This is a genomic window from Chelatococcus reniformis, assembly GCF_014640075.1.
Taxonomy (GTDB): Bacteria; Pseudomonadota; Alphaproteobacteria; order Rhizobiales; family Beijerinckiaceae; genus Camelimonas; species Camelimonas reniformis.
This window is the reverse complement of sequence record NZ_BMGG01000003.1, coordinates 33,991-60,062: the sequence shown is the minus strand read 5'-3', so window position 1 is coordinate 60,062 and position 26,072 is coordinate 33,991. Positions and strand designations below refer to the sequence as shown.

The following is a 26,072-nucleotide window of genomic DNA, read 5'->3' as shown; positions in this document are numbered from 1 at the left end:
GCGACCGAGCTTGCCAAACGGGGACGGGGACGGGGACGGGGCCGCGGGCCAACTCTGGGCCGAATGGTCCGGTAGCCTCAGCAAAGACGACCGCCCGCCTGAGCGGTAGAACGGACCGTGGATCAACGCGATACGCGCCCAGGTGAGTCATGGTCACGGCTGACACCGACCGCTTCATTGCGGACCTGCAGGATCTCAGACGCATCGGCACCTTCAAGACCGGCGTCGACCGGCCGACCTATGGCGAGGCCGACATGGAGGCGCGCCGCTGGCTGATGGCTCGGATGACGGAGGTAGGCCTGACGCCCGAGATCGACGGGATCGGTACTGTCATCGGCCGTCACCAGGCGCCCGGGCCCAAGCTCCTGGTCGGCTCGCATATCGAGAGCCAGACCGAGGCGGGCTGGCTCGACGGCGCTTACGGCGTGGTCGCCGGGATCGCCCTGGCGCGGGCGGGGCTGGCGGTCGACGTCATTGCCTTCGCCGACGAGGAGGGGCACTACGGCCCGTTCCTGGGCTCACGCTCGTTCACCGGCCTGCTCGGCGACGAGGAGATCGACGCGCTCGCCAACCGCACCCACGGCAAGCCGCTGCGCCAGGCGCTCAGCGAGGCCGGGCTCGCCGGCAAGCCTCGGATCCGGCTCGAGCCGGGGCGATACCGTGCCTTCCTGGAGGCCCACATCGAACAAGGAACGACGCTGGAGACGGCCGATCACCAGATCGGCGTCGTCACCGGTATCGTCGCCATCTGGCAGTACCGCATCCGCTTTCAGGGCCAACAGGACCACGCCGGCGGCACGACCATGATCGAGCGGCGTGACGCGGGCCTCGCCGCGGTGCGCACCCTCGCCTGGGTCGACGCGGAGTTTCCCAAGCATTGCGGCGAGCGCACGGTCTGGACCTGCGGCGGCATCACGCTGAGGCCCGGCGATCCGCACATCATCCCAGGCGAAGCGGAGGTGATCTTTCAGTTCCGCGACATCTCGGAGGACGTGCTGGCTCGGCTCGACGCGCTGCTGCGGCGCGCCGTGCGGGAAAGCAACCGCCGCGACCGCACGGTCGCCACCCTCGAGGTGGTGGGTCAGTCGAAACCGGCGCTCTGCGACGTGGACGTGCAGCGAGCCTTCGTCGCGGCCGCGGAGGCGTTGACGCCCGGACGCTGGACGAGCCTTCCTTCCGGAGCCGGTCATGACGCCCAATACATGGCGCCGCGCCTGCCGACGGGCATGCTGTTCGTGCCGTCGATCGGCGGCATCAGCCACCATTGGAGCGAGGACACCAAGCCGGAGGACCTGGCCATGGGCCTGCGCGTGCTTGCCGCGGCGGCCGGAGATCTGCTGCGCGGGCCGGGCCGCGCGGTGTGAACCGGACGGAGACGCCCCGCCGACGGCCTCCGAATTCGATTCAAGGACGGGGCTTAAGTTGCTGACAAGTTTCGGTTATCCGACAGGTTTTCTCTGATGTTTTGCTTTAGGTGACGCCCTCGATGCGGCGCAGCGCCGGGACGGCGAAGTCGATGAAGGCGCGAACGGCCGGGCGAAGGAACCGCGACGACGGATACGCCAGGTAAAGCTCGGTCGCCTCGATCTCGTAGCGGGGGAGGACACGGGTGAGGCGGCCCGCCGCGAGATCGTCGGCCACGAGCAAGACCTGGGTCGTGCCGACGCCTCGGCCGGCCCGCAGCGCATCGACGAGAACCCGGGCATTGTTGGTCGTCAGCGACGGGCGGACCGGGATCTCGACCGGGGCCTCCGCCGTGCACAGGCGGAGCGTCTTCCGGTCGGAGAGAGCTGCATCCGTGACGATCAACCGATGGTCGCCGAGATCGGCGGGACTGCGCGGCGCGCCGTGACGGCGGAGATAGTCGGGCGAGGCGACCAGGATGCGCTCCACCAGGCCGACCTTTCTGGTGACCAGGTCCTGACCGGCTGGCCGTCCCATGCGGACCGCCAGATCGACATTCTCGTCCACCAGATTGCCCCCCTGATTGTCGAGGATCAGGCTGACGGCGACCTCAGGATGGAGATCCTGAAATGCCATGACGATGCGGTGAAGGTGGCGTTCGCCCAGGCATGCCGGCGCGTGAAGGCGCAGCACGCCGCCGATCGCACCGGCGGCCCCCTGGATCTGCTCCAATGCCGAGTCGAGGGCGGACAGCGCCTGCTGGGAGCTCTCGTAGAGACGCAGGCCCTCGGCGGTGGTGCGCAGGGCGCGCGAGTTCCGCTCGAGCAGCTTGACGCCCACGTGCGCCTCCAGCTTGCGGACAAGCTTGCTCACGGCCGGCTGCGAGATGCCCAGATCGCGCGCGGCGCGCGTCATCGACCTCCTCTCGACGGTTCGAACGAAGGCCTTCAGCGCTGACGTGACGTCCATGAATAACCGGCGGTTATGAGAGTGATGTCGCCACGACCGTAGATGCCTGGACGCTGCTCGACAATCATGCGCGCCGGACATCTCGGGTGGGAGAACATGGACATCAGGCGCCGCGCATTGTGTTTGGGAGCCGCCTCGGCGGCGATTGTCGGACCCGCGCGCTCCACGATCGCGGCGGGCCGCGAAGACGGGGCCGTCCAGGCGGCGCCCTCGCCGCTGCCGGCGGGGGCAGCGAGCCGCTTCGCGCGCATCAACGGCATGGATGCGCACTACGTCATTGCGGGATCGGGACCGCTGGTGATCCTGCTCCACGGCTGGCCGCAGACCTGGTTCGCCTGGTCCGAGACCATCAGGCGGCTGTCGGCGGCGTATACGGTCGTGGCCCCGGACCTTCGAGGCACCGGTCTTTCCGAACGGACGCCTGAGGGATACGACAAGCGCACGATCGCCGAGGACACCAGAGCGCTGATGGCCCATCTGGGCGTGGCGCAAGCCCATATCGTGGCGCATGACATGGGCGGCAAGGCTGCCTACGTGCTGGCCCATGTCGAGCCCACGTGCGTCGCCAAGCTCATCCTGGTCGATTGCCTCATTCCCGGAACGGAGAACACCGACGCGCTGCGCGGCGGCGCCTGGCACTACGGATTCCATATGGCGCCGGACGTGCCCGAGATGCTCACCGAGGGCCGGGAGCGCGCCTATATCCGCGCGCAGGTGCGCGCCTGGTCGCACCGAAAGGACGCGATCTCGGAGGAGGCGATCACCGAATACGCCCGCTTCTATGCGCAGCCGGGAGGAATGACGGCGGGATTCAATTTCTATCGCGCTCTGCCGCAGGACGCAGCGCTGGCTGCGAGCTTCGGCGACCGGACCCTGCCGATGCCGGTCCTCACCATCGGCGGCCAACACAGCGCCGGCTCCAGACTATTTGACGCGCTCCACGGCAAGGCGCCCCGTTTGACCGGAGCGATCGCCGCGGACAGCGGGCATTTCGTGGCGGAGGAAGTGCCCGAGGTCTTCAACGATCTCGTGCAGCGTTTTCTCGCCGGCTGAATCCGACATGCCCGTCGATGCGATCGATCGCACCCGGCCAAGCCCGTGCCGCCTCAGTCGATGTCGAACGAGACGCCCTGGGCCAGCGGCAGCGCCCTGGAATAGTTGATCGTGTTGGTGGCCCGCCGCATGTAGGCCTTCCAGGCGTCGGAGCCGGACTCGCGGCCGCCGCCTGTCTCCTTCTCGCCGCCGAAGGCCCCGCCGATCTCGGCGCCGGAGGTGCCGATGTTGACGTTGGCGATGCCGCAGTCGGAGCCTTCGCTCGCCAGGAAGCGCTCCGCCTCGCCGAGGTCACGGGTGAACACCGAGGACGACAGGCCGGCGGCCACGGCGTTGTGCTTGCGCACTGCATCCTCGAAATCCGTGTAGGGCATTACGTAGAGGATCGGGGCGAAGGTCTCCTCCAGCACCGGGCCCGCCTGCTCGGGCATCTCGACCAGTGCCGGCCGGACGTAATAGGCGTCCGGGCGGCCGAGATCGACGCGCTCGCCGCCGGCGACGGAGCCGCCGGCCAGGCGGGCGGCGGCGAGCGCCTGCTGCATCGCCTCGTAGGCCCCGGCGTCGATCAGCGGTCCGACCAGCGCCGTCGTCGCCAGCGGGTCGCCGACGGCGACGCTGCCGAAGGCGGCCTTCAGGCGTGGCACGAACTGGTTATAGACGCTTTCGTGTACGAAGAGGCGGCGCAAGGTCGTGCAGCGCTGGCCGGCCGTGCCCATGGCGGCGAAGGCGACGGCTCGCACGGTCATGTCCTGGTCGGCGGACGGGCAGACGATGGCGCCGTTGTTGCCGCCGAGTTCGAGGATGGCGCGGGCAAAGCGCCTGGCGAGGCGCGGGCCGACGTCCCGACCCATGCGGGTGGATCCGGTGGCCGAGACGAGCGGCACTTGGGGATGATCGACCAGGACTTCACCGACCGCCCGGTCGCCGACGATGACCTCCGCCAAGCCCTCGGGGGCATCGCTGCCGAACCGCGTCACCGCGCGTGCAAGGATAGCCTGGGTGGCGAGCGCCGTGAGCGACGCCTTCTCGGATGGCTTCCACACCACCGTATTGCCGCAGACCAGCGCCAGTGCCGCGTTCCACGACCACACGGCCACCGGGAAGTTGAACGCCGAGATGACGCCGACCACCCCGAGCGGATGCCAGGTCTCCATCATGCGGTGGCCGGGGCGCTCGGTGGCGATGGTGAGGCCGTAGAGCTGACGCGACAGGCCGACGGCGAAGTCGCAGATGTCGATCATCTCCTGGACTTCGCCCAGGCCCTCCGACGGGATCTTGCCGACCTCGATCGAGACCAACCGCCCGAGGTCTGCCTTGGCGGCCCTGAGCTCCTCGCCGAACAGCCGGACGAGTTCGCCGCGCCGTGGCGCCGGCACGGACCGCCAGACCTGGAACGCCGCGTGCGCCGCCTCGATCTTGCGGGCGGCGTCCGCCGGACCGTCGATGCGGACCCGGCCGATCTGTCCGCCATCGATAGGACTGATGGTGCGCAGCTCGCCGTTCGCGTAGGCCGCCGGGGGCACGCCCAGCCGCCGCAGGATCTCCTGCGCGGGCTCCGCAAGGGGCTCGTGGTGTGCGGCGGCCATCGGCTGCTCCCGATCGAACGGCTGCGGCTCCGATGCAGCCGTCTCCAGACTAGCACGGCGGCGGGCCGGAAACCGCTGGCCCAGGTCGGCTACGGCGGGATGATTGTTTCTTGAATCAGGATCCCGATATAAGCCATTGCTTTAATAATGATATTGTCAAAATCCGACGTCCACTGTTGGGGATCATGCCCTAATGGCGGCTCGCCATGTGCTCGCCGATGACGTGCACGTCGGCGTCGGCGATTGATGTCTCGTAGACGAGTTGGCCGCCGGCCATGACGAGGATGCGGTCGGAGAGCTCCAGAAGCTCGTCCAGATCCTCCGACATCAGCAGCACCGCTGCGCCGCCATTGCGCGCCTTCATGATGCGGGCGCGGATCTCGGCAACCGCGGCGAAGTCGAGCCCGAAGCATGGGTTCGACACGATCAGCAGGTCGACCTCGCCGGAGAGCTCGCGAGCCAGCACCGCCCGCTGCACGTTGCCGCCCGACAGCGCCTCGATGGGCGAGGCGAGCGAGGCGGTCTTGACCTTGAACTGCTGCACCAGCCTGGCCGCGTGGGCCTTGAGACCACCGCTGTTGATCCAGGTGACCGGCCTGCCTTCCGGACCGAGGTCGAAGGTCCGCAGCCCGATATTCTCGGCCACGGTCATGCGCGGCACGCAGGCATTGCGCAGCGGCTCCTCGGGGATGAAGCGGACATGACGATCGCGCGACTGCGCGCGCGTCGCCCCGTAGGGTTCGCCCTTGACCGCGACCTCCCCGGCCTCTCGCCCGCGCTGGCCCGCCAGCACCTCCAGGAGCTCCTTCTGCCCGTTGCCGGAGATACCCGCTATGCCCACGATCTCGCCCGCCCTGACCGTGAGGTCATCGATGCGGATCGACTTGAGGCCCGAGCGATCCTTGGCGCTGAGCCCGGTCACGCTCAGAACCGCCGCGGCCCCTGCGGGGGTGGGGCGGCGGCTATCGATCGGCGCGATCGGCTGATCGCCGATCATCATGGCGGCCAGCGCCTTGTGGTCGAGCTCCGCCACCCGGCCCGTGCCGGCGAGCTTGCCCTTGCGCAGCACGCTGACGTCGTCCGCGAACTGGGTCACCTCATGGAACTTGTGACTGATCATGAGCACCGTGAGCTGGCGCCGCTCGGTCATGCCGCGCACGAGGCCGAGCAGCTCTTCGGCCTCGCCCGGCGTCAGCACGGATGTCGGCTCGTCGAGCACGAGGAAGCGTCGGCCGAGGTAAAGCTGCTTGATGATCTCGAGCTTCTGCTTCTCGCCGGCGGCAAGCTCGCGCACCGGCGCGTCGAGCGAGATCTTGAACGGCATGCGGTCCATGAACGCGGCGAGCGCCTTGCGCTCCTTGGGCCAGGCGATGATCCGCGGCACGTCGGGCCGGGAGATTACCAGGTTTTCGGCGCCGGTGAGCGAGGGCACGAGCGTGAAATGCTGATAGACCATGCCGAGGCCCAGGCGGTCCGCATCCCTTGGGCTGGCGATCGTCGCCTCGCGGCTGCCGACGAGCATCTGGCCCTCAGTCGGCTGGTAGAAGCCCATCATGCACTTGACCAGGGTCGATTTGCCGGCGCCGTTCTCACCGAGCAGCGCGTGGAAGGAGCCCGCGCTCACCTTGATCGAGACGTCGTCGAGTGCCGTGAAGGACCCGAAGCGCATGGTCATGCCGACGGTCTCGACACCGACGGCACCGGCGGATGGCTGGATATCCATGGCAGGTCAGGGCAGTTGCGCGATGAGGGCCCGGGAGTTCGACACGGCGCCGAACACCCCGCCCTGCATCTTGATCATGGCGATCGCTGCAAGGTGGTTGGCGTGATCGGTGGCGCCGCAGCAATCCTCCAGCATGACGCATTCGAAGCCGCGGTCGTTGGCCTCCCGCATCGTCGTGTGCACGCAGACGTCGGTGGTGATGCCGGTGAGCACGATATTCTCGATGCGCCGCTGGCGCAGGATCAGCTCGAGGTCCGTGGCGCAGAACGAGCCCTTGCCGGGCTTGTCGATGACCGGCTCGCCCGCGTGCGGGGAAAGCTCGGGAATGATGTCCCAGCCCGGCTCGCCGCGCACCAGGATGCGGCCGCACGGCCCGGCATCCCCGATGCCGGCGCCGATGCGGCGCGAACGCCAGCGCTTGTTGTCGGGCAGGTCGGCCAGGTCCGGGCGATGGCCCTCGCGGGTATGGAGGATATGGTAGCCCTTGTCCCGCATGGTGGCGAGCACCGCCTTGATCGGCTCGATGGGCGCGCGGGTGAGCGACAGGTCGTAGCCCATGCTGTCGACGTAGCCGCCGGGGCCGCAGAAGTCGGTCTGCATGTCGATGATGATCAGGACGGTGTTGTCGGGCCTGAGATCGCCGTTGTAGGGCCACGGGTAGGGCGCGGCCTCGATGTAGTGCCGGGGGGTGCGGGCGGGGGCATTCATGGCCAAGCTCCGGCTGGGCGAGGGGTTATCGGGTGATGGAGAGCTCGCCCGGCGCCCCGGCGAGAGCACGGCCGGGCGACGAGGTCGCGATCATGATGGCGAGCGTCAGGACGTAGGGCGCCGCGTAGAAGAGATAATAGCCCTGGGTGACGCCGGCCGATTGCAGCGCCGGCCCGAGCGCGCCGGCGGCGCCGAACAGCAGCGCGGCGGCGAGGCAGCCGAGCGGGTTCCAGCGGGCGAAGATCACCAGCGCCACCGCCATGAGCCCCTGGCCGGAGGACAGACGCTCGTTCCAGCTACCGGGATAGTAGAGCGACAGATAGGCGCCGCCGACGGCGGCGAAAGCGCCGCCCACCGCCGTGGCGATGAGGCGGACGGTGGTGGGGTTGAGGCCCATGGCGCGTGCCGCCTCGGCACTGTCGCCGACCACCCGGACGATCAGGCCGGCACGGGTGTTCTTGAAGCACCACCAGAGGGCGACCGCGAGCGCGATGCCGGCCAGGAACAGCACGTTGATGCTGAGGGCTGCCTGGATCTGCGGAAGGTCCGACCAGGCGCCGAAGGGTATGGCGGGCAGGCGCGGGGCGGCGGGCTGGATGTAAGGCTTGCCGAAGAAGAAGGCGAGACCGATGCCGAACAGCATCAGGGCGATCCCGACGGCAATGTCGTTCACCTTCGGGAAGGAGCAGATCCAGGCGTGCAGCAGGCCGAATCCGGCTCCCGCCAGCATGGCGGCGACCACCCCCGTCCACGCCGACCCCGTCTCGACCGCCACGGCGTAGGCCGCCATGGCGCCGAACACCAGGGTGCCCTCCAGCCCCAGGTTGATGCGGCCCGACCGCTCGGTGATGGCTTCGCCCAAGCTGACGAAGATGAACGGCGTGGAGACCCGGATGGCGCCTCCGAGCATGGCGAGCGGAACGCTCCAGAGACCGATGTCGCTCATCGTCATGGCGCCCGCCCCCAGCGATCGGGGTTGAAGATCTTGAAGCGGCCGTAAAGCGTGTCGCTGAGCAGCACGAGGATGAACAGCATGCCTTGCAGCACCAGGATGGTCGCGTCGGGCAGCCCCATGCGCCGTTGCACCAGGCCGCCGGCGGCGGCGATGCCGCCGAGCAGCAGCGATACCGGAATGACGCCGAGCGGGCTTTGGCGCGCCAGGAAGGCGACGAGGATGCCGGTGTAGCCATAGCCGGCAGCGAGCGAGGCGTTGGCATTGCCGTGCACGGCCGCCACCTCGATCATGCCGGCGAGCCCGGCCAGAGCGCCCGCCAGGGCACAGAAGCCGATGATCAACGGCCCGACCGCGAGCCCCTGGATCTGGGCGGCGCGCACATTGCCGCCGGCGACGCGGGCGGCAAAGCCCCAGCGTGTTTTCTCGATCAGCAGCCAGCAGGCGAGACAGGCGACGACGCCCACCACAATGCCCCAGTGCACGTCTGTGCCGGGCACCGCGCCGAGGCGGCCGGCCGCGGTGAGGGGGATGGTGGACGGCTTGTTGAGCGAGGCTGGATCGCGCAACGGGCCTTCGACGAGATGGTTCATCAGCGCGATGGCGATGTAGGCCATGAGCAGGCTGGAGATCGTCTCGTTGACCGCGCGATAGTGGCGCAGCGCGCCGATCGCGCCGATCCAGAGGCCGCCGATGGCCATCGCGGCGAGTGCCATGGCGACAATGACGGCAACGGGGGGCAGACCTGCAACCCAGTGGCCGGCCGCGGCGGCGGCGACGCCGCCGAGCACGATGGCGCCTTCGCCGCCGATGACGACCAGGCCGAGACGGGCCGGCAGCACCACGCACAGGGCCGCCAGCAAGAGAGGCGCCGCGCGCAGCAGCGTGTTCTGGATCGAGAACCAGCTGCCGAAGCCCCCGCGCCACATGAGCTCGATGAATTGCGCCGGGGACTTGCCGAGCGCCAGCAGGAACAGACTGAAGAGCCCGAGACCGACGAGGAGGGCGCCGAGCGGGATGACCAGGCTCTCGGCGCGCCGAGCGAGGGTTTCCAGGGTGCCCCCGGTCGGGGGCGCGGCGAGGGCGGGCGCCGAAGTTGTCGAGGCGGCGGTCACGGAACGACCCGGGCTCAGCCTTGAACACCCTCGACGAGGTAGTTCATGCTCTCCAGCTCGATCGCCGTCTCCGGCAGCGCTTGGCCCGCCGCCACCACCTGATCGCCCTTGTTGCTCTTGAGCGGTCCCTTGATCGCAGCGAATCCGCCCGTCTTCATTTCGGCCAGCGCCGCGTCGAACTGCTTGCGAGCGGCTTCGCCAACAGCCGGGCCAAGCGGGCTCATCTTCACGAATCCCTCGGCAATGCCGCCGCGGACGAAATTGTCGAGCGGCTCGCCTGCGAGCATCTTCTTGGCGAAACCGGTGTAGACCGTCGCCCAGTTCCATTCGGCACCGGTGAGATATTTGTCGGGCGCCAACGGGCTCTGGTTGGCATGGTAGCCGCAGACATACGCACCCCGGCCGGCCGCCGTCTGCACCACCACCTTCGGCCCATCCACGTGGCAGGTGACGACATCGACGCCGCCGTCGACGAGTGCATTGGTCGCCTCCGCCTCCTTGACGGCAAGGGACCATTCGCCGGTGAAGATGACCTGGCAGACGATGGTGGGATCGACGGCACGGGCACCGAGCAGGAACGAGTTGATGTTCATCAGCACCTGCGGAATCGGCTTGGCTGCCACGAAGCCGATCTTCTTCGACTTGCTGGCATGGCCGGCCACAATACCATTCAAGTATTGACCCATACCGATGTAGCCGAAATAGGAGCCTGTGTTCGCTGGATGCTTTGATTTGTCCCACAGCCCGCCGCAATGACGGAACTGGACGTTGGGAAATTTCTTGGCCATGGCGAGCATATGCGGATCGAAATACCCGAACGACGTCGGAAATACGAGCGACGCGCCGTCGAGATTGATCATCGATTCCATCGTCTTCTGGACATCGACGGTCTCCGGCACGTTTTCTTCTTCAACGACCGTCAGTCCAGACAGGCCCTTGACGGCCGCGGCCCCCTCGGCATGGGCCTGATTGTATCCGTAGTCGTCCTTGGGCCCGACATAGATGAAGCCCACCGTGGTCGCCGCTGCGCGCGCCGGCCGGTAGGTGAGGGGCAGGCCGACGGCTCCGAACGCAGCGCCGGCGGCGGAGGTCTTCAGCAGCGAGCGGCGGGTGATCGTGTGCGACGCCTTGATCATCGGAAGCCCTCGTCCAATTCAAACGGTGCCGGACGGCCGGCAGCCGCACTCTGCAAACGGCGGGCCGGCCGCGCGGCGGATGCGGCACGCTCAGGCGGCCCGGTATCGTGGGGTACGCAGCCCTGTGGAACAGCTGGCGAGAGCCAGCTGAGCGTCTCAAGGCCGTCCCGCCGTGCAGCGGTCCGACCTTCCGATGCAGAGATTGCATGCAATTTTCACAAACTGCATGCTCAAATTGGCGACGCGAATGCACAAAGTTTGGGAGCCGAGCGACTAAGGATCGGGCGCCGCGAGTTGCCCATGCGACCCCCGTCCGTTCGGACCGAATGGCGCCGATCCCGCCGGCTGGGCCAGCGGAGCGGCGACGCATCCGCCGAATTGCGTGCACGCGCACCTTCTAAAGGATGAGGTTTGCCCGGCGCCGGTTGATATGTCGCGCCGGCCAGCAGGCGTACTAATGGCGCCGGCCCGGATGCGCGATAAGCCCCCGCGCAACGCGTTCATCCATCGGCCGCCAATCGGGGGAGGATTGCGCCATGACGGCGATCGGCTCGATGAAGGTCCCGAATACTGACTATTCCATATCTCGAACTCTCGACACCCTCTTAGAGGTAAACCGAGATATTTTTAGAAGTAACTTCAATAGAAAATCCTTCAAGTTTAATCATTCGCTCAATGGCGGCGGGCTGTTCGAGATTCCGCGCCTCGTGCAGTTGGCAAAGCGAATGATCGCCGGCGGAACGGCGGCGAATTTCTCTGCGCTGAACTTCAGGCGCGCATCCGTCGACTCAAAATTCACCGCCCTGCCGGAGGAGCAAAGGCTTGCTGAGACCGTCGAGCGGCTCGGCGAGTCGGGATCATGGATCAAACTGACAAGAACGCAGGACTTCGATCCCGAGTATGGGGAGATGCTGACTAGCATCATCGATGAAATTGAAGCGCTCTCCGGGACCCCGCTCAAGCGCGACATAACCTGGCCCACGATGACTCTCTTCCTTGCTTCTCCGAAAATCGCGACACCGTTCCACATCGATCACGAATCCAACTTTCTCTTCCAGGTGCAGGGCGAGAAGGACGTGTGCTTGTTCGATGGGACCGACCGCGAGCTCGTACCCGACCGGGAGGTCGAGCGCTTCTACAACGGCAATGCGGAGGCCGCGAACTACAGGGAGGACCTGCAGGAGCGCGGCACGGTCTATCGGCTCACGCCGGGCACCGTGGTACACCATCCGCCCCTGGCACCTCACTGGGTCAGGAATGCCGACAACATTTCTGTCAGCGTAAGCGTCGGCTTCTGCATGAGGGCGCTGGAGGATCGTGCCCGTGTCTATCAGGCCAACTTCATCCTTCGCATGATCGGGCTGAAGCCGTTGCCGCCCGGACGATCGCCCGCCCGTGACTGGATGAAGACCAGTCTGCTTCGGCCCCTCGAACATCGCCACCCAAAAAACTACGGGGACGTCGTGTTTGCGCCCATGACCCGCCTTAAGGCGCCGCTCAACGTGGCGAGACGGCTGCTCGGGCGTGCCGGCAAATGACCGCGCCATCCTGCGGGCGCGTGGTATCCGTTGAGCGGCGGCCGCGCCGCCTTGCCGGCCGCCTCATGCAACGCCGATCCCCGGCGGGTTTCCAGAACACTCACACGGTTGTTGATTGGTTTCCATGAACAAGCTTATCAGAGCCCTCTTGATGCATAGCGCCCTTGGTACGTGGGTGGGCGCCGTTCCGTTTGCTCAGAGCCTTTATGCCCGGGCTGTTTGGTCGAGGCGCATGAACTTGTTCCAGGGGCTACACCAAAGCCATGGCGAGGCGGAGGCGTTTGCCGCCAGCATGAAGAAAGTCGGCTGGGACGACGAGGCGCTGGCCAAGGTCCTTGTCGGCGATGAGGACCAGTCGAGGTCCGGACCCGAGCTGTCCAAGAGCCTTCAGACGTCGCAGTTCGCCGTCATGCTGTGGCTCACAAAGCTGCTGCGGCCCGGCGATACGATCATCGATCTGGGCGGCGCCGGCGGAACGTTCTACGAGACCTGTACGCGGTACGGGCTGCTGGACATGCCGGTGCTGTGGCACGTGGTGGACATGCCGGAAATGATCGTGCGCGGCCGGGCACGGCACGAGGCGCTCCAGTCGAAAACCATCAGCTTCGGATCGCATCTTGCAGAGGCGCCGGACAGCGACATCCTGCTTGCGCTCGGCGCTATCCAATACATGCCGGATCCCCTGGGCGAAACGGGACCTGGCATTCTGGAATCGATGAAGGCGCTGCCGGAGCATGTGTTGATCAACAAGGTGCCGCTCATCGACGATGATGACGTCTGGACAGTCCAGAGCCATGTGACGACTGCCTGCCCTTACCGCCTCTTCAATCGTCGAAAGTTCATGAGCTACTTCGAGGCGCACGGTTACCGCCTTCACGACGCCTGGCACGTGCCGGAGATCACGGTCGAAATCCCGTTTCATCCGGAACGAGCGTTGCCGGGTTTGGAAGGCGTCTACTTTCGACGTGATGCTAGAACGCGTTCCGATCGGGTGGAACCGGCGGGTTGGAAGGACGCGCTCCAGATCCAATAGGTGGAGTATTTCCTGGCAATCGGATGATGCTCATCCAATTGCGAAAATGCTCAAATCCCCGGGCATGGTGGGGCGGCCCGGAAGCCGCAGGGCACCCTCGGTCGCACGGGAGCGGGCCGACACGCCTCAGACCGCCGACGCGGACGCCGCCTTCGCCTCTTCGGACTGCCCGATCTCGTCGAGCCGGCGCTTGAGGGCAAGGGTGTCGAGTGTGCGAAACGGCAGCGCGGCGAACACCGAGATGCGGTCGTTGAGCATCCGGTGGGCGTCGGCGAAGGCGAGGCCGACCTGCGAGGGGCTACCGGTCTCCCGGGCCGGATCCGGAATCCCCCAGTGGGCCGTCATCGGCTGGCCGGGCCAATAGGGGCACTCTTCCCCCGCCGCGTCGTCGCAGACCGTGAAGACGAAATCGAGATGCGGCGCGCCCGGCTCGGCGAACTCGCCCCAACTCTTCGAGCGAAGCGCGCTCACGTCGTAGTTGAGACTCTTCAGCAGCGACAGCGTCTCGGGCCGGATCTGCCAGGCCGCCTGGCTCCCGGCCGAATAGGCCCTGAAGCGGCCCGCGCCGAGCCGGTTCAGGATGCACTCCGCGATGGTCGAGCGGGCGGAGTTTCGCGTTGAGAGAAACAGCACATTGAACAGCCTGGGTTCGTCCTTCATGCGGGCCTCCCTTGCGCGGTCCGTTGCGTTCGATGCCGCGCCGGATCGAGCGTCCCGCGCCAGGGGCTGACCCGCCCCGGCGGAGCCTTCCCGCACGGCGCGGCGCGACGCCTGGACCCATGCATCGAAAAATAGGGGTGAGGCTGAGGCAATCAACGGCCGAGGCCGAACGCAAAAGAGCCGCCTGCTGCGGGAACAACCTGATCGGGCCGCGGGCCGGGCGGTGCGCGCCCCGCGGCGGCATCAATCACACGAGGCCGCTGCTGATGCGCGTGCGCTCAAAGACCGTCTTCATAGAGTCCGCTGGTCACCGCATAGCGCGCCCAGAAGTCGTCGGGCGTCTGCTCGGCCATGCGCTCGACCAGCATGTCGAGGTGCGCATGCCAGCCGCCGGCCACCTCCCGCATCGCCGCGGAGTCGACGAGACCGTTGTGGGTCATAAGGAGCCGCGTCCCGCTGCCTGTCGCCTCGAGCGTAAAGCAAACCTCGCCGTGATCACCCCAGGTGAAGGCGAGCAACCGCGGCGGATCGTAGGCGGTGACCGCGCCGACGACGCGGTGCAGGTTGTCGCCGCGATAGCGCAGCGCCGCCGCGGCCGGCGGCAGGGACAGGGCGGCATGGTCGAACACGAGCGTGACGCGACCGCCGATCCGCGGTTCGATCTCGCCCGCGGCGAGCCACAGCGCCCGGAACTCCGGCCGCACCAGATAGTCCCAGACGCGCTCCGGCGCGGCGCCGAAATGGCGCTCGGTCCGCACCTCATCGGCGCCGGTACGGTTGATACGGCCGCCGCTCACGCCGGCGGCTCGTAGATCATGATCCAATTGCCGCAGCCGTCGTCGAACATCGCCGTCGTCGGCATCGCCGCGTCGCCGTTACTCGGCTCACTGCGAAAGGTGACGCCGAGGCCCTTGAGGCGCGCGTATTCGGCCCGCACGTCCGCCGCGGCGAAGGCGGTCAGCGGCACGCCGTTCGCCTTCAGCGCCGCCTGATAAGTTGCCACGAACGGAAAGCCGTTAGGCTCCAGCGAGATCTGGGCGCCGTCCGGATCCTCTGGCGAGGCGAGGGTGATCCAGCGCGCCCCGCCCGCCGGGACGTCCGTCTTGAGAACGAAGCCCAGCGTATCGCGATAGAACGCCAGCGCCTTGTCCTGGTCGTCGACGATGATGCTCGACAGCGTGATCCTCATCTGCGCTCCTCCGCTTCGTCGTTCAGCAAGGCCTTGAGCCGGTCGAGACGGTTGTCCCAGAACCGTTGCCACTGCCCGAGCCAAGCCTGCGCTTCGGCCAGTGGCTCGGAGCGCAGGCGGCAGATCTGCGTGCGGCCCACCTTGCGCCGGGCAATGAGGCCAGCGCTCTCGAGCACCTTCACATGCTTGGAGGCGCCGGCGAAACTCATAGCCAACGGCTTGGCCAACTCGCCGACCGAGCGTTCGCCAAGTGCCAGGCTCGCCAACATCGCGCGCCGGGTCGGGTCGGCCAAGGCTTGGAACGTAGCGTCGAGTTGCTCAACCATGCGGTTGAATATGGCGGCGGCGGCCGATTGTCAACCGATCGGTTTAATGATCGATCACCGGAGCCGCCAGATTGGCGAGCGAGCCCGGCGCCGGGCCATGGTGGCGCCGGCCGCACGGGGTGGGCGGCCGCGCGCAAGCGAACCATCTAGTGCATTTCCGCGTTTCTTCGAATCGCCGAAATGCACTATCTGTTTGATTTGTCGCGTTTTCTTCACGCGAACCGGCGTCCACTTCGCTCGAAAACGCTCTAAACGACTCACGGCCGGGCAAACAGCCCGGCCGTGGCGAGGGAAGTGCTGAACTCGGCCTCAGGCGCGCTCGAACACGGCGGCGATGCCCTGGCCGCCGCCGATGCACATGGTCTCCAACCCGTAACGCCCGTCACGGCGCTTCAGTTCGTGCATCAGGTTGGCCAGGATGCGGCCGCCGGTGGCGCCGATCGGATGCCCCAGGGAGATGCCGGAACCGTTGACGTTCAGCCGCTCGTGCAAGGGCGACTGGTCGGGCCACTGCCAGCCCTTGAGCACGGCCAGCACCTGCGAGGCGAACGCCTCGTTCAGCTCGACCAGGTCGATGTCGTCCCAGGTGAGCCCCGTGCGGCCGAACAGCCGCTCGACCGCCGGCACCGGCCCGATGCCCATGCGCGAGGGTTCGCAGCCTGCCGCGGCCCAGGCCACGAACCAGCCCATCGGGTCGAGGTTCAATTCGGCGAGCTTGTCCTCGGCGACCACCAGGCAGGCCGACGCGGCATCGTTCTGCTGGCTGGCGTTGCCGGCGGTGACGACGCCGCCCTTCTCGATCGGCCTGAGCTGCCCGAGGCTCTCCGGCGTCGCATCGGAGCGAATGCCCTCGTCGTGATCGAAGACGATCGGCTCGCCGCGCCGCTGCGGTACCGCCACGGGCACCAGCTCGTCGGCGAACTTGCCCTCGGCCCACGCGGCCGTGGCGCGCCGATGGCTCGCAGCTGCGTAGACGTCGCACGCTTCGCGGGAGATGCCGTAGTCCTTGGCGAGGTTTTCGGCCGTCTCGATCATGCCGGTGATGACGCCGAAGCGGCTGATCGGCTGGCTCATCACCCGGCCGCGCGTCAGCCGGTCGTGCAGCGTGACCGAGCCGGAGCGGGCGCCGCCGCGCATGTCGGTCGAATAATACTCGACGTTGCTCATGCTCTCGACCCCGCCGGCGATGACCACGTCCGCGACACCGGTCTGCACCATCATGGCGGCGTCGATGACCGCCTGCAGGCCCGAGCCGCAGCGCCGGTCGAGCTGATAGCCGGGGACGGAGATCGGCAGGCCGGCGGCCAAGAGCGACCAGCGCGCGATGCAGGGCGCTTCGCCGTTGCCGTAGCCCTGGGCGAAGACGACGTCGTCGATCCGCTCCGGATCGATCTTGGTGCGCTCGACCAGCGCCTTGATGATGACGGCGCCGAGGTCGCCGGCCGACATGCCGGCGAGCCCGCCCTGAAACTTGCCGACCGCGGTGCGCAGCGGCGTCACGATCGCTGCGCGGCGAAGACCTTTGGGCTGAGGATTCATGATCGTGGCTCCCATTCGGGCTGGCCGGAAAGCAACGCCGGCGGCGGACGATATGCCGGGAATCTGTTGCGTTTTCGGCTCGGCTTCAAGGCGAACGCCATCGATCCTGCAGGCGCGAGGCGTACTGCCCGACCACACCGGAGAGGTCAAGCGGTGCCCGCCGGCGCCGCCGCGGAGCAGCCGCCATCCTGGCGTGATAGCATACGTCCGATCGCTCGCAGCCGGAGGTCGGTCATGAGGAACCCGTGGATGAGCGCCTGGTTGAGCGGCGCCAATGCGGTTGCTGGTCGGGCCCGCTCGGCCTGGCTGAGAGAGGCGCGCAAGCGGCAAGCGAAGACGGCGGCCGAGGCGCGCAGGCGCGTTGCCAAATTCTGGGCGTTCGGCAAGGGTCGGCGCTCGAGCTGAACGGCGGGTGTTCCCGAACGTTGCGGAAATGCCGCATCGGGTGATCGAGCCGCGCGTGCGGCATGAATTGGGTTGACGGCGATCTTTCATCTGCAATGTAATAACGTTGCATTTGGAGTAGCCGATGTCATTCAACAGGTCTCGTCGTCTCGGTCTGGTCGCCTCGCTTGGCGTGCCGCTCACCTGCCTTGCAGGGACGGCCCGCGGCGAGGATGTCGCGCTGCCGGAGATCACGGTGAGCGCGCCGAGCCCGATCGTGGCGCCGTCTACTGGTGCGGCGCCGGCCGAGGTGCCGGCGGGCCTGCTCGTCATTCCCAGCCGGACCTTCGCGCCGGTGACGGTGGTCGAGCGCAACGAGATCGAGCGCAATCAGTATCTGACGCTGGGGGATGTGACCTTCAGCAAGCCCGGGACGACGTCGACGACGTTCGCGCCGGGCGCCGGCCGGCCGGTCATCCGCGGCCTCGACAATTTCCGCGTGCGTCTCCAGGAGAACGGGGTCAGCACCTTCGACGTGTCGAGCTTCGGCGAGGATCACGGCGTGCCGACCAATCCGCTGACGGCGGACCGAATCGAGATCATTCGCGGACCGGCTACGCTGCGCTTCGGTTCGCAGGCGATCGGCGGTGTGGTCGATGTCACGAACAACCGGGTGCCGAGCGCACTGCCGCCGGGCGGCATCACGGCGCGTGCCACCGGCGGCGTAAATTCGGTCAACCGGGGCTACGATACGGCCGGTACGATCGATGCCGGGGCGGGCAACGTCGCCGTCCATGCCGACTACTTCGCCCAGAAGGGCGGCGACTACCGCATCCCCGGCGGCACCCAGGCGAATTCGGGCTTCGACACGAGAGGGGTGGCCATTGGCGGCTCGGTCATCCTCGACAGCGGTTTTGCCGGGATCGCCTATTCGCACGTGAACAGCATCTATGAGATCCCGGGCGGCGAATCGGCGGCCAACCGCACGCGCATCGACATGGTGCAGGACAAGGTGGTGGCGAAAGGCGAGATCCGCCCCCCCACGGAATACATCGACGCCATCCGCTTTTGGGCCGGTGCCTCCAACTACCGGCACTTCGAGATCGGCGCCCCGCACACGGAGCACGGTCACGATCACGGGGATGACCACAACCACGACCACGACCATGCGGAAGGGCCGCTTGCGGCTCTTGGGGATCAGATCCACAGCACGTTCAAGAGCCAGGAGCAGGAGGCGCGGGTGGAGGTCCAGCACAAGACCTTCACGACGCCCTTCGGCGCTTTGAGCGGCTCGGTCGGGCTGCAGGTGGCGCACCAGAGTCTGGGCACTTCGGGCGAGGCGGGCGGGCTGCTGGCGCCGGCCCAGACCAAGACCGCGGCCGTCTACCTGTTCGAAGAGCTGGCCTTGAGCGATACCTTGAAGCTCCAGGCCGCCGGCCGCATCGAGCGCGCCAGCATCAGCGGCACGGCCGACATCTTCCCCGGGAGCTATCTGCCCACCAGTGAGGATCCCCTTCAAACATTGCACCGCAACCGCGATTTCGCCCCCAAGAGCATCAGCGCCGGCATCCTCAAGGTGCTGCCCTGGTGGAACATCGTGGCGACGCTGAACGCCCAATACGTGGAGCGGGCTCCGTCCGCGCCCGAGCTGTTCTCCAAGGGGCCGCACGAAGCGTCCGGCACCTTCGAGATCGGTGACCCCAACCTGAACATCGAGCGGGCCAGGACCGTGGAGTTCAGCCTCAAGAAGGGCGACGGCCCGTTCCGCTTCGAAGCGAGCGTCTATTACACGAAGTTCTCGGGCTTCATCTACAAGCGTCTCACCGGAATCATGTGCGGGGAAACCTTCGCCACCTGCGGGGTCGAGGACGAACTCACCCAGATCGCCTACGCGCAGCAGAACGCCACCTTCAAAGGCGCCGAGGTCATCGGGCAGTACGACGTCATGCCGCTTGGCGCCGGCGTCATCGGCGTCGAGGGGCAGTACGACATCGTCCAGGCCAAGTTCGCGGACGGCACCTACGTGCCGCGCCTGCCGCCGCAGCGGCTGGGCGGTGCCCTCTACTTCCGCAGCGACGAATGGTTCGCCAAGATCGGGCTGCTGCACGCCTACGCCCAGAACGACGTGGCGTCCTACGAGACCCGCACGCCCGGCTACAACCTGCTCAAGGCTGAGGTCAACTATACCCGCAAGCTCGCGGCCAACCAGTTCGGTTTGACGGAGGTTAGCTTCGGCGTTGTCGGCGACAACCTGCTGAACGACGACATCCGCAACAGCGTCTCCTTCAAGAAAGACGAAGTGCTGTTGCCGGGCCGCGGTGTGAAGGCCTACGCCTCGGTGCGGTTCTAGAGCATTTCCGCGTTTCTTCGAATCGCCGAAATGCTCTATTCGTTTGATTTGTCGAGTTTTCTTCACACGAACCGGCGTCCACTTCGCTCGAAAACGCTCTAAAGCATTCGTCGATTGGACGAGTTCGTCCAATCGCGCAGAATTACTCCAGGTCCGTCGATCTGGAGTGGTCGGCGTTTGGGTGCTTCGCGGCATCGCCACGTGCCTGGCTTCCGTTCATGCGGCCTTCGCCGACGCGAGCGCGCGGGCAAGGAGCGCGATGCCGCGGTCGATTTCAACCTCGTCCAGCGCCGCGTAGCCGAGCACCAGCCCGGCCCTCGGGGGCGGCTCGACGTAGTAGGAGGTGACCGGATAGATGCCGACGCCGCTCGCCTCGGCGCGAGCCACGACGTCCGGCAGCTCGGCGCTCCCATGCTCGTTGAGCCACAGCATCAGGTGCAGGCCGGCGTTGGCGCCCTGCACCTCGACCCTGTCGCCGAACTCGCGCTCGACGGCCGCGATCACGGCGGCTCTCCGCCGGCCGTTGCTGACGCGGGCGCGCCGCAGGTGGCGCTCGAAGTGACCCTCGCCGATGAAGTCGGTCAGCACGTCCTGCTGCAACGTCGAGGTATGCCGGTCGGCCAGCAGCTTGATCGTGCGCAACGGGCCGACCAGGGTCGGCGGCACCACGAGGTAACCCATGCGCAAGGCCGGATACAGTGTCTTCGACAGGGTGCCGAGGTAGATCACCTGCCCGGAGCGGTCGAGCGCCTGGACCGCCTCGACGGGGCGGCCGTCGTAGCGGAATTCGCTGTCGTAATCGTCCTCCACCACGTAGCAGCCGGTCGCCTTGGCCCAGGCCAGCAGTGACAGGCGGCGCGCCAGGGGCATCACGGCCCCACCCGGGAACTGGTGCGAGGGGGTGACGTGGACCAGGCGGGCGCGTCTGGCGATGGGCGGCAGGCCGTCGAGCGTCAGCCCGTCGGCGTCGACGCTGCCGAGGACAAGGCGGGCACCGGCCGCGCGAAACACCTCGCGGGCGCCGGGATAGCTCGGCTCCTCGATCAGGACCACGTCGCCCGGGTCGAGCAGCGCCCGCGCCACGAGGTCGAGCCCCTGTTGCGAGCCGTTGACGATGATGACCTGCTCGGGAGAGCACCTGACGCCGCGCGACCGGCCGAGATAGCCGGCGATGGCGTGCCGAAGCTCGGCGCGTCCTTCAGGGGGACCGTAGGTGAAGGTGTCCAACTCAGCGTTGCGGGCCCGGCGCGTGAGCAGCCGGCGCCAGACTTCGAAGGGAAACTCGCGGATGCCGGGGAGCCCATAGCGAAAATCGTAGCGCAGGGGACGGGCGCGCGGGGTCAGCGGCGAATGCCACGTCTGCGCCCGTTGGGCGTAAGCGGAGAGGCCGAACTCGGTCTGGTCGGCGGGCACGGGCTCGGCCGCGGCTATGGGTGGCGCGGTCAGGCTGTCGGGCAACTCGTCGGCCACGAAGGTTCCCGCCCCGATCCGGCCGACCACATAGCCCTCGGCCAGGAGCTGCTCGTAGGCCTGGAGGACGGTGTTGCGTGCGACCCCCAGGTCCCGCGCCATGGCGCGGGACGATGCGAGACGGGTACCCGCCGGCAGCGCGTGCGTGAGGATCCTCTCGCGCAGAGCGCGGTAGATCTGCTGATAGACGGGGCCCGCCCCGTCGAGGGCCACGAGCATCAAAATGGCTCCACGCAATAACCGGAAAGCGGATCTTCTCCAGGGCCTGCCACGCCGGCAGCGTCGGCACATCGGAGCCCGCGCCGGTGACGGGCTCTTAGCTGCGATGGTGACCATGACTCGCACCGCAAACAAGAGAGACGGCGAACTCAGGACCGGCAGGGTCACCGTCCGCCGCAGGCCGCAACGGGGTTTCTACGATCACGAGACGGTGGCGGCGATCCTCGACGCGACCTTCCTATGTCATGTGGGCATCGTCGTCGACGGGCAGCCCTATGTCATTCCGACGAGCTTTGGGCGAGACGGGAGGCGGCTCTATATTCATGGCTCGGCGGCCAGCCGCACGCTGCGCCATTTGAGCCGCGCGCTGCCGATCTGCGTGACCGTGACCCTGCTCGACGGCCTGGTGCTTGCCCGCTCCGCCTTCAACCATTCCATGAATTACCGCTCGGTCGTCGTGCTTGGGGAGGCGAGCCTGGTGGAGGGCGAGGAAAAGCTGCGCGCCCTGGAAATCATGTCCGAGCACATCATCCCGGGACGCTGGGCGCAGGTGCGGGCACCGACCGAGGCGGAGATGCGGGCGACGAGCGTCCTCAAGATCGATATTGCCGAGGCCTCGGCGAAGATCCGCAGCGGGCCGCCGCTCGACGACGAGGAAGATCTCGGCTGGCCGTGCTGGGCCGGTGAGCTGCCCTTCACGGTCGAGCGCCAGCCCCCGATCCCGGATCCGAAGCTGCCTGCTGGAGTTGCGGCGCCGGACTACGTCACCGCCGCCGGCCATCGTCCGCGTCCGGACAGCGCTCGATAGCAGGAACATCGCCCGCCGGATCGCCGCCGGCGGGCGATGGCTTCGCCACATCGAGGTAAAGGGGCTGTTGCCCTACGCCTTTTTGCCGATAATTCATAGCTGTTGTGCGGCCGTGCGCCGCGGACGCAAATGTATTATTCTCATCGCCATAATATTTCGACGGATTCTGAAGATCTGAAGTCCGCGAACACCATTTGGGGCAGGAAGATGGCGATGCGGATGATCGCGAGCGCATCCCAATGACGGGGCGTCGCAATGGAATCGCGCTGAAGTGCCCTCGATGTGGCCGTGAGGGCATCGCGCGCTTCTCCCGCGCCGAGGCGCTGGCGTACTTGGAGGGCGACGCGGAGGCGAGCATCGATCACGTCCCGCACGGTTTTCTGATCGTGTTGCGCGAGAGCTGGCAGGTCGAGGTTGACGTGATCTGCGCCGCGCACGACGTTTCGGCCCTCGTGATGCCCCCGCTGGCGGTCGATGAGGAAGCACCGCTGCGCGATCGCCTGCTCCGCAGCTGGAGCGGGGCTGCCCCGACACGAACGAGGCTGCCGTTTTATCTCATTGACTAAGCGTTGGAATCTTCCACACGTCCGGTGTCGCTGCCGGGGCCGAGGCTCTAGCGGCGGGATGCGATCGACGTTAAGAGCGGGCCATGAAGAAGCCCGACTCCACGCGCCTCGACCCGGCCATTTACCCATACGCGATCGAGGTCAGCACCCGCTTCGGCGACATGGACGCCAACCGCCATCTCAACAACGTCGCCTACGCGCGCTTTTTCGAGGAAGCGCGGGTGCGGTTCAATGCTGATCTCCTGAACGGGTCTGACGGTGAGCGGCTTCCGGAGTTCGCGGAGCATCGTATCGTGGTCGCCGCAGTCCAGATCGCCTACCTGCATGAGGGTCGCTACGGACCGCTGGTGAAGATCGGCATCGGTGTCAGCCGCATCGGCAATCGCTCGTTCGAAATGGCAGCGGCGGCCTTCCAGGACGGGCTGTGCATCGCGACCCATGATGTCGTCATCGCGGCGAGCAGCGGCCGCGAGGGCGTGCCGGGGACGCTGAAGGTGAAGCTCGAGGAGCGCATGCTGCGGCTCTAGGAGCGCTGACCGATCGGAGCCTGCCGAAGCCGAAGCCGAAGCCGCCGCATGGGCTCTCGGTCCCGCCATCGACGCGACCTCTCATCGGAGTGAGACGAGCGGTCCCGGCGAGCCGGGATACCAGCCGCAGTGCGCTTGCGCTGGGCCTTCGCCGGCAAAGCCGCCGAATTGCGACTAAATGCGTGGCAAAATATCGCGTGCCAAACTAGGTCCGTCGCCTTACCAGTGACGCTTGCGTGTTGTGGCTGTACTGCGGGGGTTGCTTCCTGCCGCAGGGATGGGGCGTGAATCGCGTAACGGAAAATTTGATTTTGAAGAGTGGGTTCTTCCAACTAGAGGATACCATGGGTTGATTTCTCGATCGTGCCGAGTGTTGCTGAATGGCCACTTCATTTAGAGCGCGCCTCTCGGCGCTCGGCTTGGCGCGTGGCTCCAACGGCTCGGCAAGCTGCACGGCACTGATCGAGGATCGGACCTTTTTTCGCGAGTGTGTTCTCGCCTCGCTCCGGGCGAATGAGCCGGAGCGCGAGTTCGTGGCGTTCGAGAGCGTGGCCGATTGGGCCGGGAGCACTGATGCGGCGCGGACCTCGCTGCTGATCCTGTGGACGTCGGCGCGGCCGGCGGCGCCGGATGCGGTTTTCGATGACCGGTTGCGGCAGGTGGTGGAGCGGCCGGGGTCTCCGCCTGTCGCCGTCATGTCCGATTGCGAGGATCCCGGACTGATCGCGCAGGTCATCGCCGGCGGCGCGCGCGCCTTCCTGCCGACGGGCAGCATGGGGCTTGCGGTTGCCTCCAAGGTGCTGGAACTCGTGCGTTCGGGAGGCACCTTCATTCCCGCAAGCACGCTCATGGGGGCGCCAGCGAGCAATGGGCACGCCCCGGCCGTCTCCGAGGCCTCCCTGCTCCTCTCGCCGCGGCAGCTCGAAGTGGCCAAGGCGATGAGCATGGGGCTCTCGAACAAGATGATTGCCCATGAACTCGCCATGTCCGAGGGCACGGTCAAGGTGCATGTGAAGCACATCATGCGGAAACTGAATGCCAGGAACCGCACTGAGGTTGCCATCCGGATACGCGAGACGGACGGTGGTCTCGCCGGTGCGCCGGTATAGCGGCCGCGGCGAGCCCGGCTAACTGCGGCCCTCAACGGCCAAGGCCGATTGCCAAGAGGCGATGGCTCTGCGCGGAAGCCGGAGCGGGCCGACGGCCCGTCGCCATCGATCTCATGGTTCCCCCGCGCATCAGTGCCGTCATATAGAGGCCATCGCCGCGGATGGTGCCGCTGCCTCCGCCTGAACCCGTTCTGGCTCGCGAACCGTTGTCGGTACAGTCGCCGCCGCCACCGCGATCGCCGCAACAGGGCCTGTACCTCTCAGTTGCCCGGAGGAATCGGGACCCGCTCCGTCGGCTGCCGGGCGCGGCGGGTGGTGCCTCTTTCCTTCGAAGCGCCGCGTTCTCCCCATCCGGTTGGCGGCTTTTGCGCGAGTAGCCATTTGCGGCCGTTCGCTGTCGCGGTCGGGCGAGGCGGGCAACCTCGGGGATAAGTGACTGCATTGATTCGTGCGACAGTGTCACACATTGATGCAGTCATTTATGCATACTACTTGGCTCAATGTGGGTACTTGAATGGATCCTGCCCCAGGCAGTCCTTTCCAGGAGGCCAACCCTTTCCAGGAGGCATCGACGCAGATGGCAAAGTCCGCTTTCCAGGCCGATTGGCCGGTGCTGTCCCCGCTCCAGACGGGCTTGCGCGGGCGCTGTCCGCGCTGCGGAGAAGGCCGCCTGTTCCATGGCTTCCTGAACCTGCGCGACACATGCGACGTCTGCGGCCTTGACTACCGGTTTGCGGATCCAGCCGACGGCCCCGCCTTCTTCGTCATGATGTTCGCATGTATCCCTTCGGTCGTCTTCGCGCTCTGGGTCGAGACGCAATTCGAGCCGACGCTGTGGGTGCATCTGGTGACCAGCCTGCCTGTCCTGCTGATCACCTGCATCCCGCCGCTGCGGCCGTTGAAAGGCTGGCTGGTCGCGAGTCAGTTTTTCTACAAGGCCGAGGAGGGACGTCTGGCCGCGCCGGCGCTCAAGGCGACGGCCGCCGAATAACGCCGGCGCATCCCTTATCCGCGTGCGCGGCGTGAGGTCGGAGAGTGCGAGGCGATGGGCCTGGCGCTAAGGCCTGAGCGACAAGACCCATCCCGAGCCGGCGTTGTGCCAGCGCTAGGCGAGCGCGCGCCGGTCCAGAAGCATCGTGCGCCTGCGGCGCGCTTGTCTGGCAACTGATCGCCTGGCAAAGGGGCGGCTCCGCCAGGGGCCGGTGCCGGCGGCCCGGACCTCGGCAGGCCGAGTTGGCGCCGCCGGCTGAACATACGACGGCAAAGCCGCCCGGGGGCGGCTGACCCGCGCGGTGAGACACGCTCCTGGCGTCCCATTCGAGTAACTCGCCGATCGGGCTGTTTTCATCCGATGGGAACGCGTTCTAGCAAGCGCGGACCAGCTCCAGAGCTCCCGACATGCGCGTGGTGAGGTCGCCGAACGTTGCCTCGATCGTCGTCCTGGACAGCCCGTCCGCCTCAGCCTCGGCGAGGCAGGCGGACACGAGGCGCTGCGCGTCCGTTTCGGCGGGCGCCGGGTCGCGAAACAGCGTGTGGACGTTGTTGGAGATCCAAGTCTCCACGAACTCGGCTGCCTTGTCGCTCATTGCTGCTCCTATTGCGCGCCGGTGTGTCGGCCGGCTCGCCACCTCGCCCAGCGAGAGGCCCGGCCCTGCGGGCGAACTCGATGATGCGCTCGCAATGGCGGCGGCCGGCTTGAACTCCAGGG

At 67.0% G+C, this 26,072-nt stretch carries 24 protein-coding genes; 10 read left to right on the top strand and 14 right to left on the bottom strand.

The window, feature by feature from the left end; all coding sequences use genetic code 11:
* The first annotated feature begins 149 nt into the window (after positions 1–149).
* Positions 150–1,364: a hydantoinase/carbamoylase family amidase gene (locus tag IEW34_RS08440; protein ID WP_188608737.1), complete on the top strand. Its 1,215-nt coding sequence runs from the start codon at positions 150–152 to the stop codon at positions 1,362–1,364.
* 106 nt (positions 1,365–1,470) lie between these two features.
* On the opposite strand, the gene IEW34_RS08435 is transcribed toward IEW34_RS08440, so the two are convergent.
* Positions 1,471–2,373 carry a LysR family transcriptional regulator gene (locus IEW34_RS08435; protein WP_188608736.1) on the bottom strand — a complete coding sequence of 301 codons (903 nt, stop codon included), beginning with the start codon at positions 2,371–2,373 and terminating at the stop codon, positions 1,471–1,473.
* Between the two features lie 96 nt (positions 2,374–2,469).
* Here IEW34_RS08435 and IEW34_RS08430 point away from each other — a divergent pair, with 96 nt between their 5' ends.
* The gene (locus IEW34_RS08430; protein ID WP_188608735.1) at positions 2,470–3,426 is read left to right on the top strand and encodes an alpha/beta fold hydrolase; all 957 of its coding nucleotides are present in this window, start codon (positions 2,470–2,472) and stop codon (positions 3,424–3,426) included.
* A 53-nt stretch (positions 3,427–3,479) separates the two neighbouring features.
* Here the strand turns inward: IEW34_RS08430 and amaB are convergent, their stop codons facing one another.
* The 6 genes from amaB to IEW34_RS08400 form a co-directional block, all read right to left on the bottom strand.
* Positions 3,480–5,012: an L-piperidine-6-carboxylate dehydrogenase gene (amaB, locus tag IEW34_RS08425; RefSeq protein WP_188608734.1), complete on the bottom strand. Its 1,533-nt coding sequence runs from the start codon at positions 5,010–5,012 to the stop codon at positions 3,480–3,482.
* A 190-nt stretch (positions 5,013–5,202) separates the two neighbouring features.
* Complete coding sequence (locus tag IEW34_RS08420; protein ID WP_188608733.1) at positions 5,203–6,735, bottom strand: ABC transporter ATP-binding protein; 1,533 nt, start codon at positions 6,733–6,735, stop codon at positions 5,203–5,205.
* 6 nt (positions 6,736–6,741) lie between these two features.
* Positions 6,742–7,443, bottom strand: a complete 702-nt coding sequence (gene biuH / locus IEW34_RS08415) for a biuret amidohydrolase (protein WP_188608732.1) — start codon at positions 7,441–7,443, stop codon at positions 6,742–6,744.
* A 25-nt stretch (positions 7,444–7,468) separates the two neighbouring features.
* A complete protein-coding gene (locus IEW34_RS08410; protein ID WP_188608731.1) occupies positions 7,469–8,395 on the bottom strand; it encodes an ABC transporter permease in 927 nt (308 codons plus the stop codon).
* Positions 8,392–9,510: an ABC transporter permease gene (locus IEW34_RS08405; protein WP_188608730.1), complete on the bottom strand. Its 1,119-nt coding sequence runs from the start codon at positions 9,508–9,510 to the stop codon at positions 8,392–8,394. Before IEW34_RS08405 ends, IEW34_RS08410 begins: the two co-directional genes overlap by 4 nt.
* Positions 9,511–9,524: 14 nt before the next feature.
* Positions 9,525–10,646, bottom strand: a complete 1,122-nt coding sequence (locus IEW34_RS08400) for a BMP family ABC transporter substrate-binding protein (protein ID WP_188608729.1) — start codon at positions 10,644–10,646, stop codon at positions 9,525–9,527.
* A 536-nt stretch (positions 10,647–11,182) separates the two neighbouring features.
* On the opposite strand from IEW34_RS08400, the gene IEW34_RS08395 reads away from it, so the two are divergent.
* Positions 11,183–12,184, top strand: coding sequence for a transcription factor (locus IEW34_RS08395; RefSeq protein WP_188608728.1), 1,002 nt, complete (start codon positions 11,183–11,185; stop codon positions 12,182–12,184).
* A gap of 232 nt (positions 12,185–12,416) precedes the next feature.
* Complete coding sequence (locus tag IEW34_RS08390) at positions 12,417–13,217, top strand: methyltransferase, TIGR04325 family (protein WP_210324473.1); 801 nt, start codon at positions 12,417–12,419, stop codon at positions 13,215–13,217.
* A gap of 126 nt (positions 13,218–13,343) precedes the next feature.
* Here the strand turns inward: IEW34_RS08390 and IEW34_RS08385 are convergent, their stop codons facing one another.
* From IEW34_RS08385 to IEW34_RS08365, 5 genes are all read right to left on the bottom strand, one after another.
* Entirely contained in the window at positions 13,344–13,877 is a 534-nt protein-coding gene (locus IEW34_RS08385; RefSeq protein WP_188608726.1) for an arsenate reductase ArsC, read from the bottom strand.
* Between the two features lie 278 nt (positions 13,878–14,155).
* A complete protein-coding gene (locus IEW34_RS08380; protein ID WP_188608725.1) occupies positions 14,156–14,674 on the bottom strand; it encodes an SRPBCC family protein in 519 nt (172 codons plus the stop codon).
* Positions 14,671–15,066 (bottom strand): VOC family protein, encoded by a 396-nt coding sequence (locus IEW34_RS08375; protein ID WP_188608724.1) that lies wholly within the window; start codon positions 15,064–15,066, stop codon positions 14,671–14,673. The genes IEW34_RS08380 and IEW34_RS08375 overlap by 4 nt, the downstream gene beginning before the upstream one ends.
* The gene (locus IEW34_RS08370) at positions 15,063–15,392 is read right to left on the bottom strand and encodes an ArsR/SmtB family transcription factor (RefSeq protein WP_188608723.1); all 330 of its coding nucleotides are present in this window, start codon (positions 15,390–15,392) and stop codon (positions 15,063–15,065) included. Before IEW34_RS08370 ends, IEW34_RS08375 begins: the two co-directional genes overlap by 4 nt.
* Positions 15,393–15,701: 309 nt before the next feature.
* Positions 15,702–16,931 carry an acetyl-CoA C-acetyltransferase gene (locus IEW34_RS08365; RefSeq protein ID WP_188608722.1) on the bottom strand — a complete coding sequence of 410 codons (1,230 nt, stop codon included), beginning with the start codon at positions 16,929–16,931 and terminating at the stop codon, positions 15,702–15,704.
* Positions 16,932–17,460: 529 nt separating this feature from the next.
* Here IEW34_RS08365 and IEW34_RS08360 point away from each other — a divergent pair.
* Entirely contained in the window at positions 17,461–19,665 is a 2,205-nt protein-coding gene (locus IEW34_RS08360) for a TonB-dependent receptor (protein WP_244641876.1), read from the top strand.
* Positions 19,666–19,881: 216 nt separating this feature from the next.
* Here the strand turns inward: IEW34_RS08360 and pdxR are convergent, their stop codons facing one another.
* Entirely contained in the window at positions 19,882–21,354 is a 1,473-nt protein-coding gene (pdxR, locus tag IEW34_RS08355) for a MocR-like pyridoxine biosynthesis transcription factor PdxR (protein WP_188608721.1), read from the bottom strand.
* Positions 21,355–21,358: 4 nt separating this feature from the next.
* On the opposite strand from pdxR, the gene IEW34_RS08350 reads away from it, so the two are divergent.
* The 5 genes from IEW34_RS08350 to IEW34_RS08330 all read left to right on the top strand — a co-directional run bounded on the left by IEW34_RS08350 (position 21,359) and on the right by IEW34_RS08330 (position 25,355).
* The gene (locus IEW34_RS08350) at positions 21,359–22,162 is read left to right on the top strand and encodes a pyridoxamine 5'-phosphate oxidase family protein (RefSeq protein ID WP_210324472.1); all 804 of its coding nucleotides are present in this window, start codon (positions 21,359–21,361) and stop codon (positions 22,160–22,162) included.
* A 194-nt stretch (positions 22,163–22,356) separates the two neighbouring features.
* On the top strand, positions 22,357–22,728 hold the full coding sequence (locus IEW34_RS08345) for a hypothetical protein (protein WP_188608720.1): 372 nt from the start codon (positions 22,357–22,359) through the stop codon (positions 22,726–22,728).
* 83 nt (positions 22,729–22,811) lie between these two features.
* The gene (locus IEW34_RS08340) at positions 22,812–23,255 is read left to right on the top strand and encodes an acyl-CoA thioesterase (protein ID WP_188608719.1); all 444 of its coding nucleotides are present in this window, start codon (positions 22,812–22,814) and stop codon (positions 23,253–23,255) included.
* Between the two features lie 533 nt (positions 23,256–23,788).
* Positions 23,789–24,364: a helix-turn-helix transcriptional regulator gene (locus tag IEW34_RS08335; protein WP_188608718.1), complete on the top strand. Its 576-nt coding sequence runs from the start codon at positions 23,789–23,791 to the stop codon at positions 24,362–24,364.
* Between the two features lie 577 nt (positions 24,365–24,941).
* Positions 24,942–25,355: a DUF983 domain-containing protein gene (locus tag IEW34_RS08330; RefSeq protein ID WP_188608717.1), complete on the top strand. Its 414-nt coding sequence runs from the start codon at positions 24,942–24,944 to the stop codon at positions 25,353–25,355.
* Between the two features lie 373 nt (positions 25,356–25,728).
* On the opposite strand, the gene IEW34_RS08325 is transcribed toward IEW34_RS08330, so the two are convergent.
* Positions 25,729–25,950: a DUF768 domain-containing protein gene (locus IEW34_RS08325; RefSeq protein WP_188608716.1), complete on the bottom strand. Its 222-nt coding sequence runs from the start codon at positions 25,948–25,950 to the stop codon at positions 25,729–25,731.
* Positions 25,951–26,072: the final 122 nt, after the last annotated feature.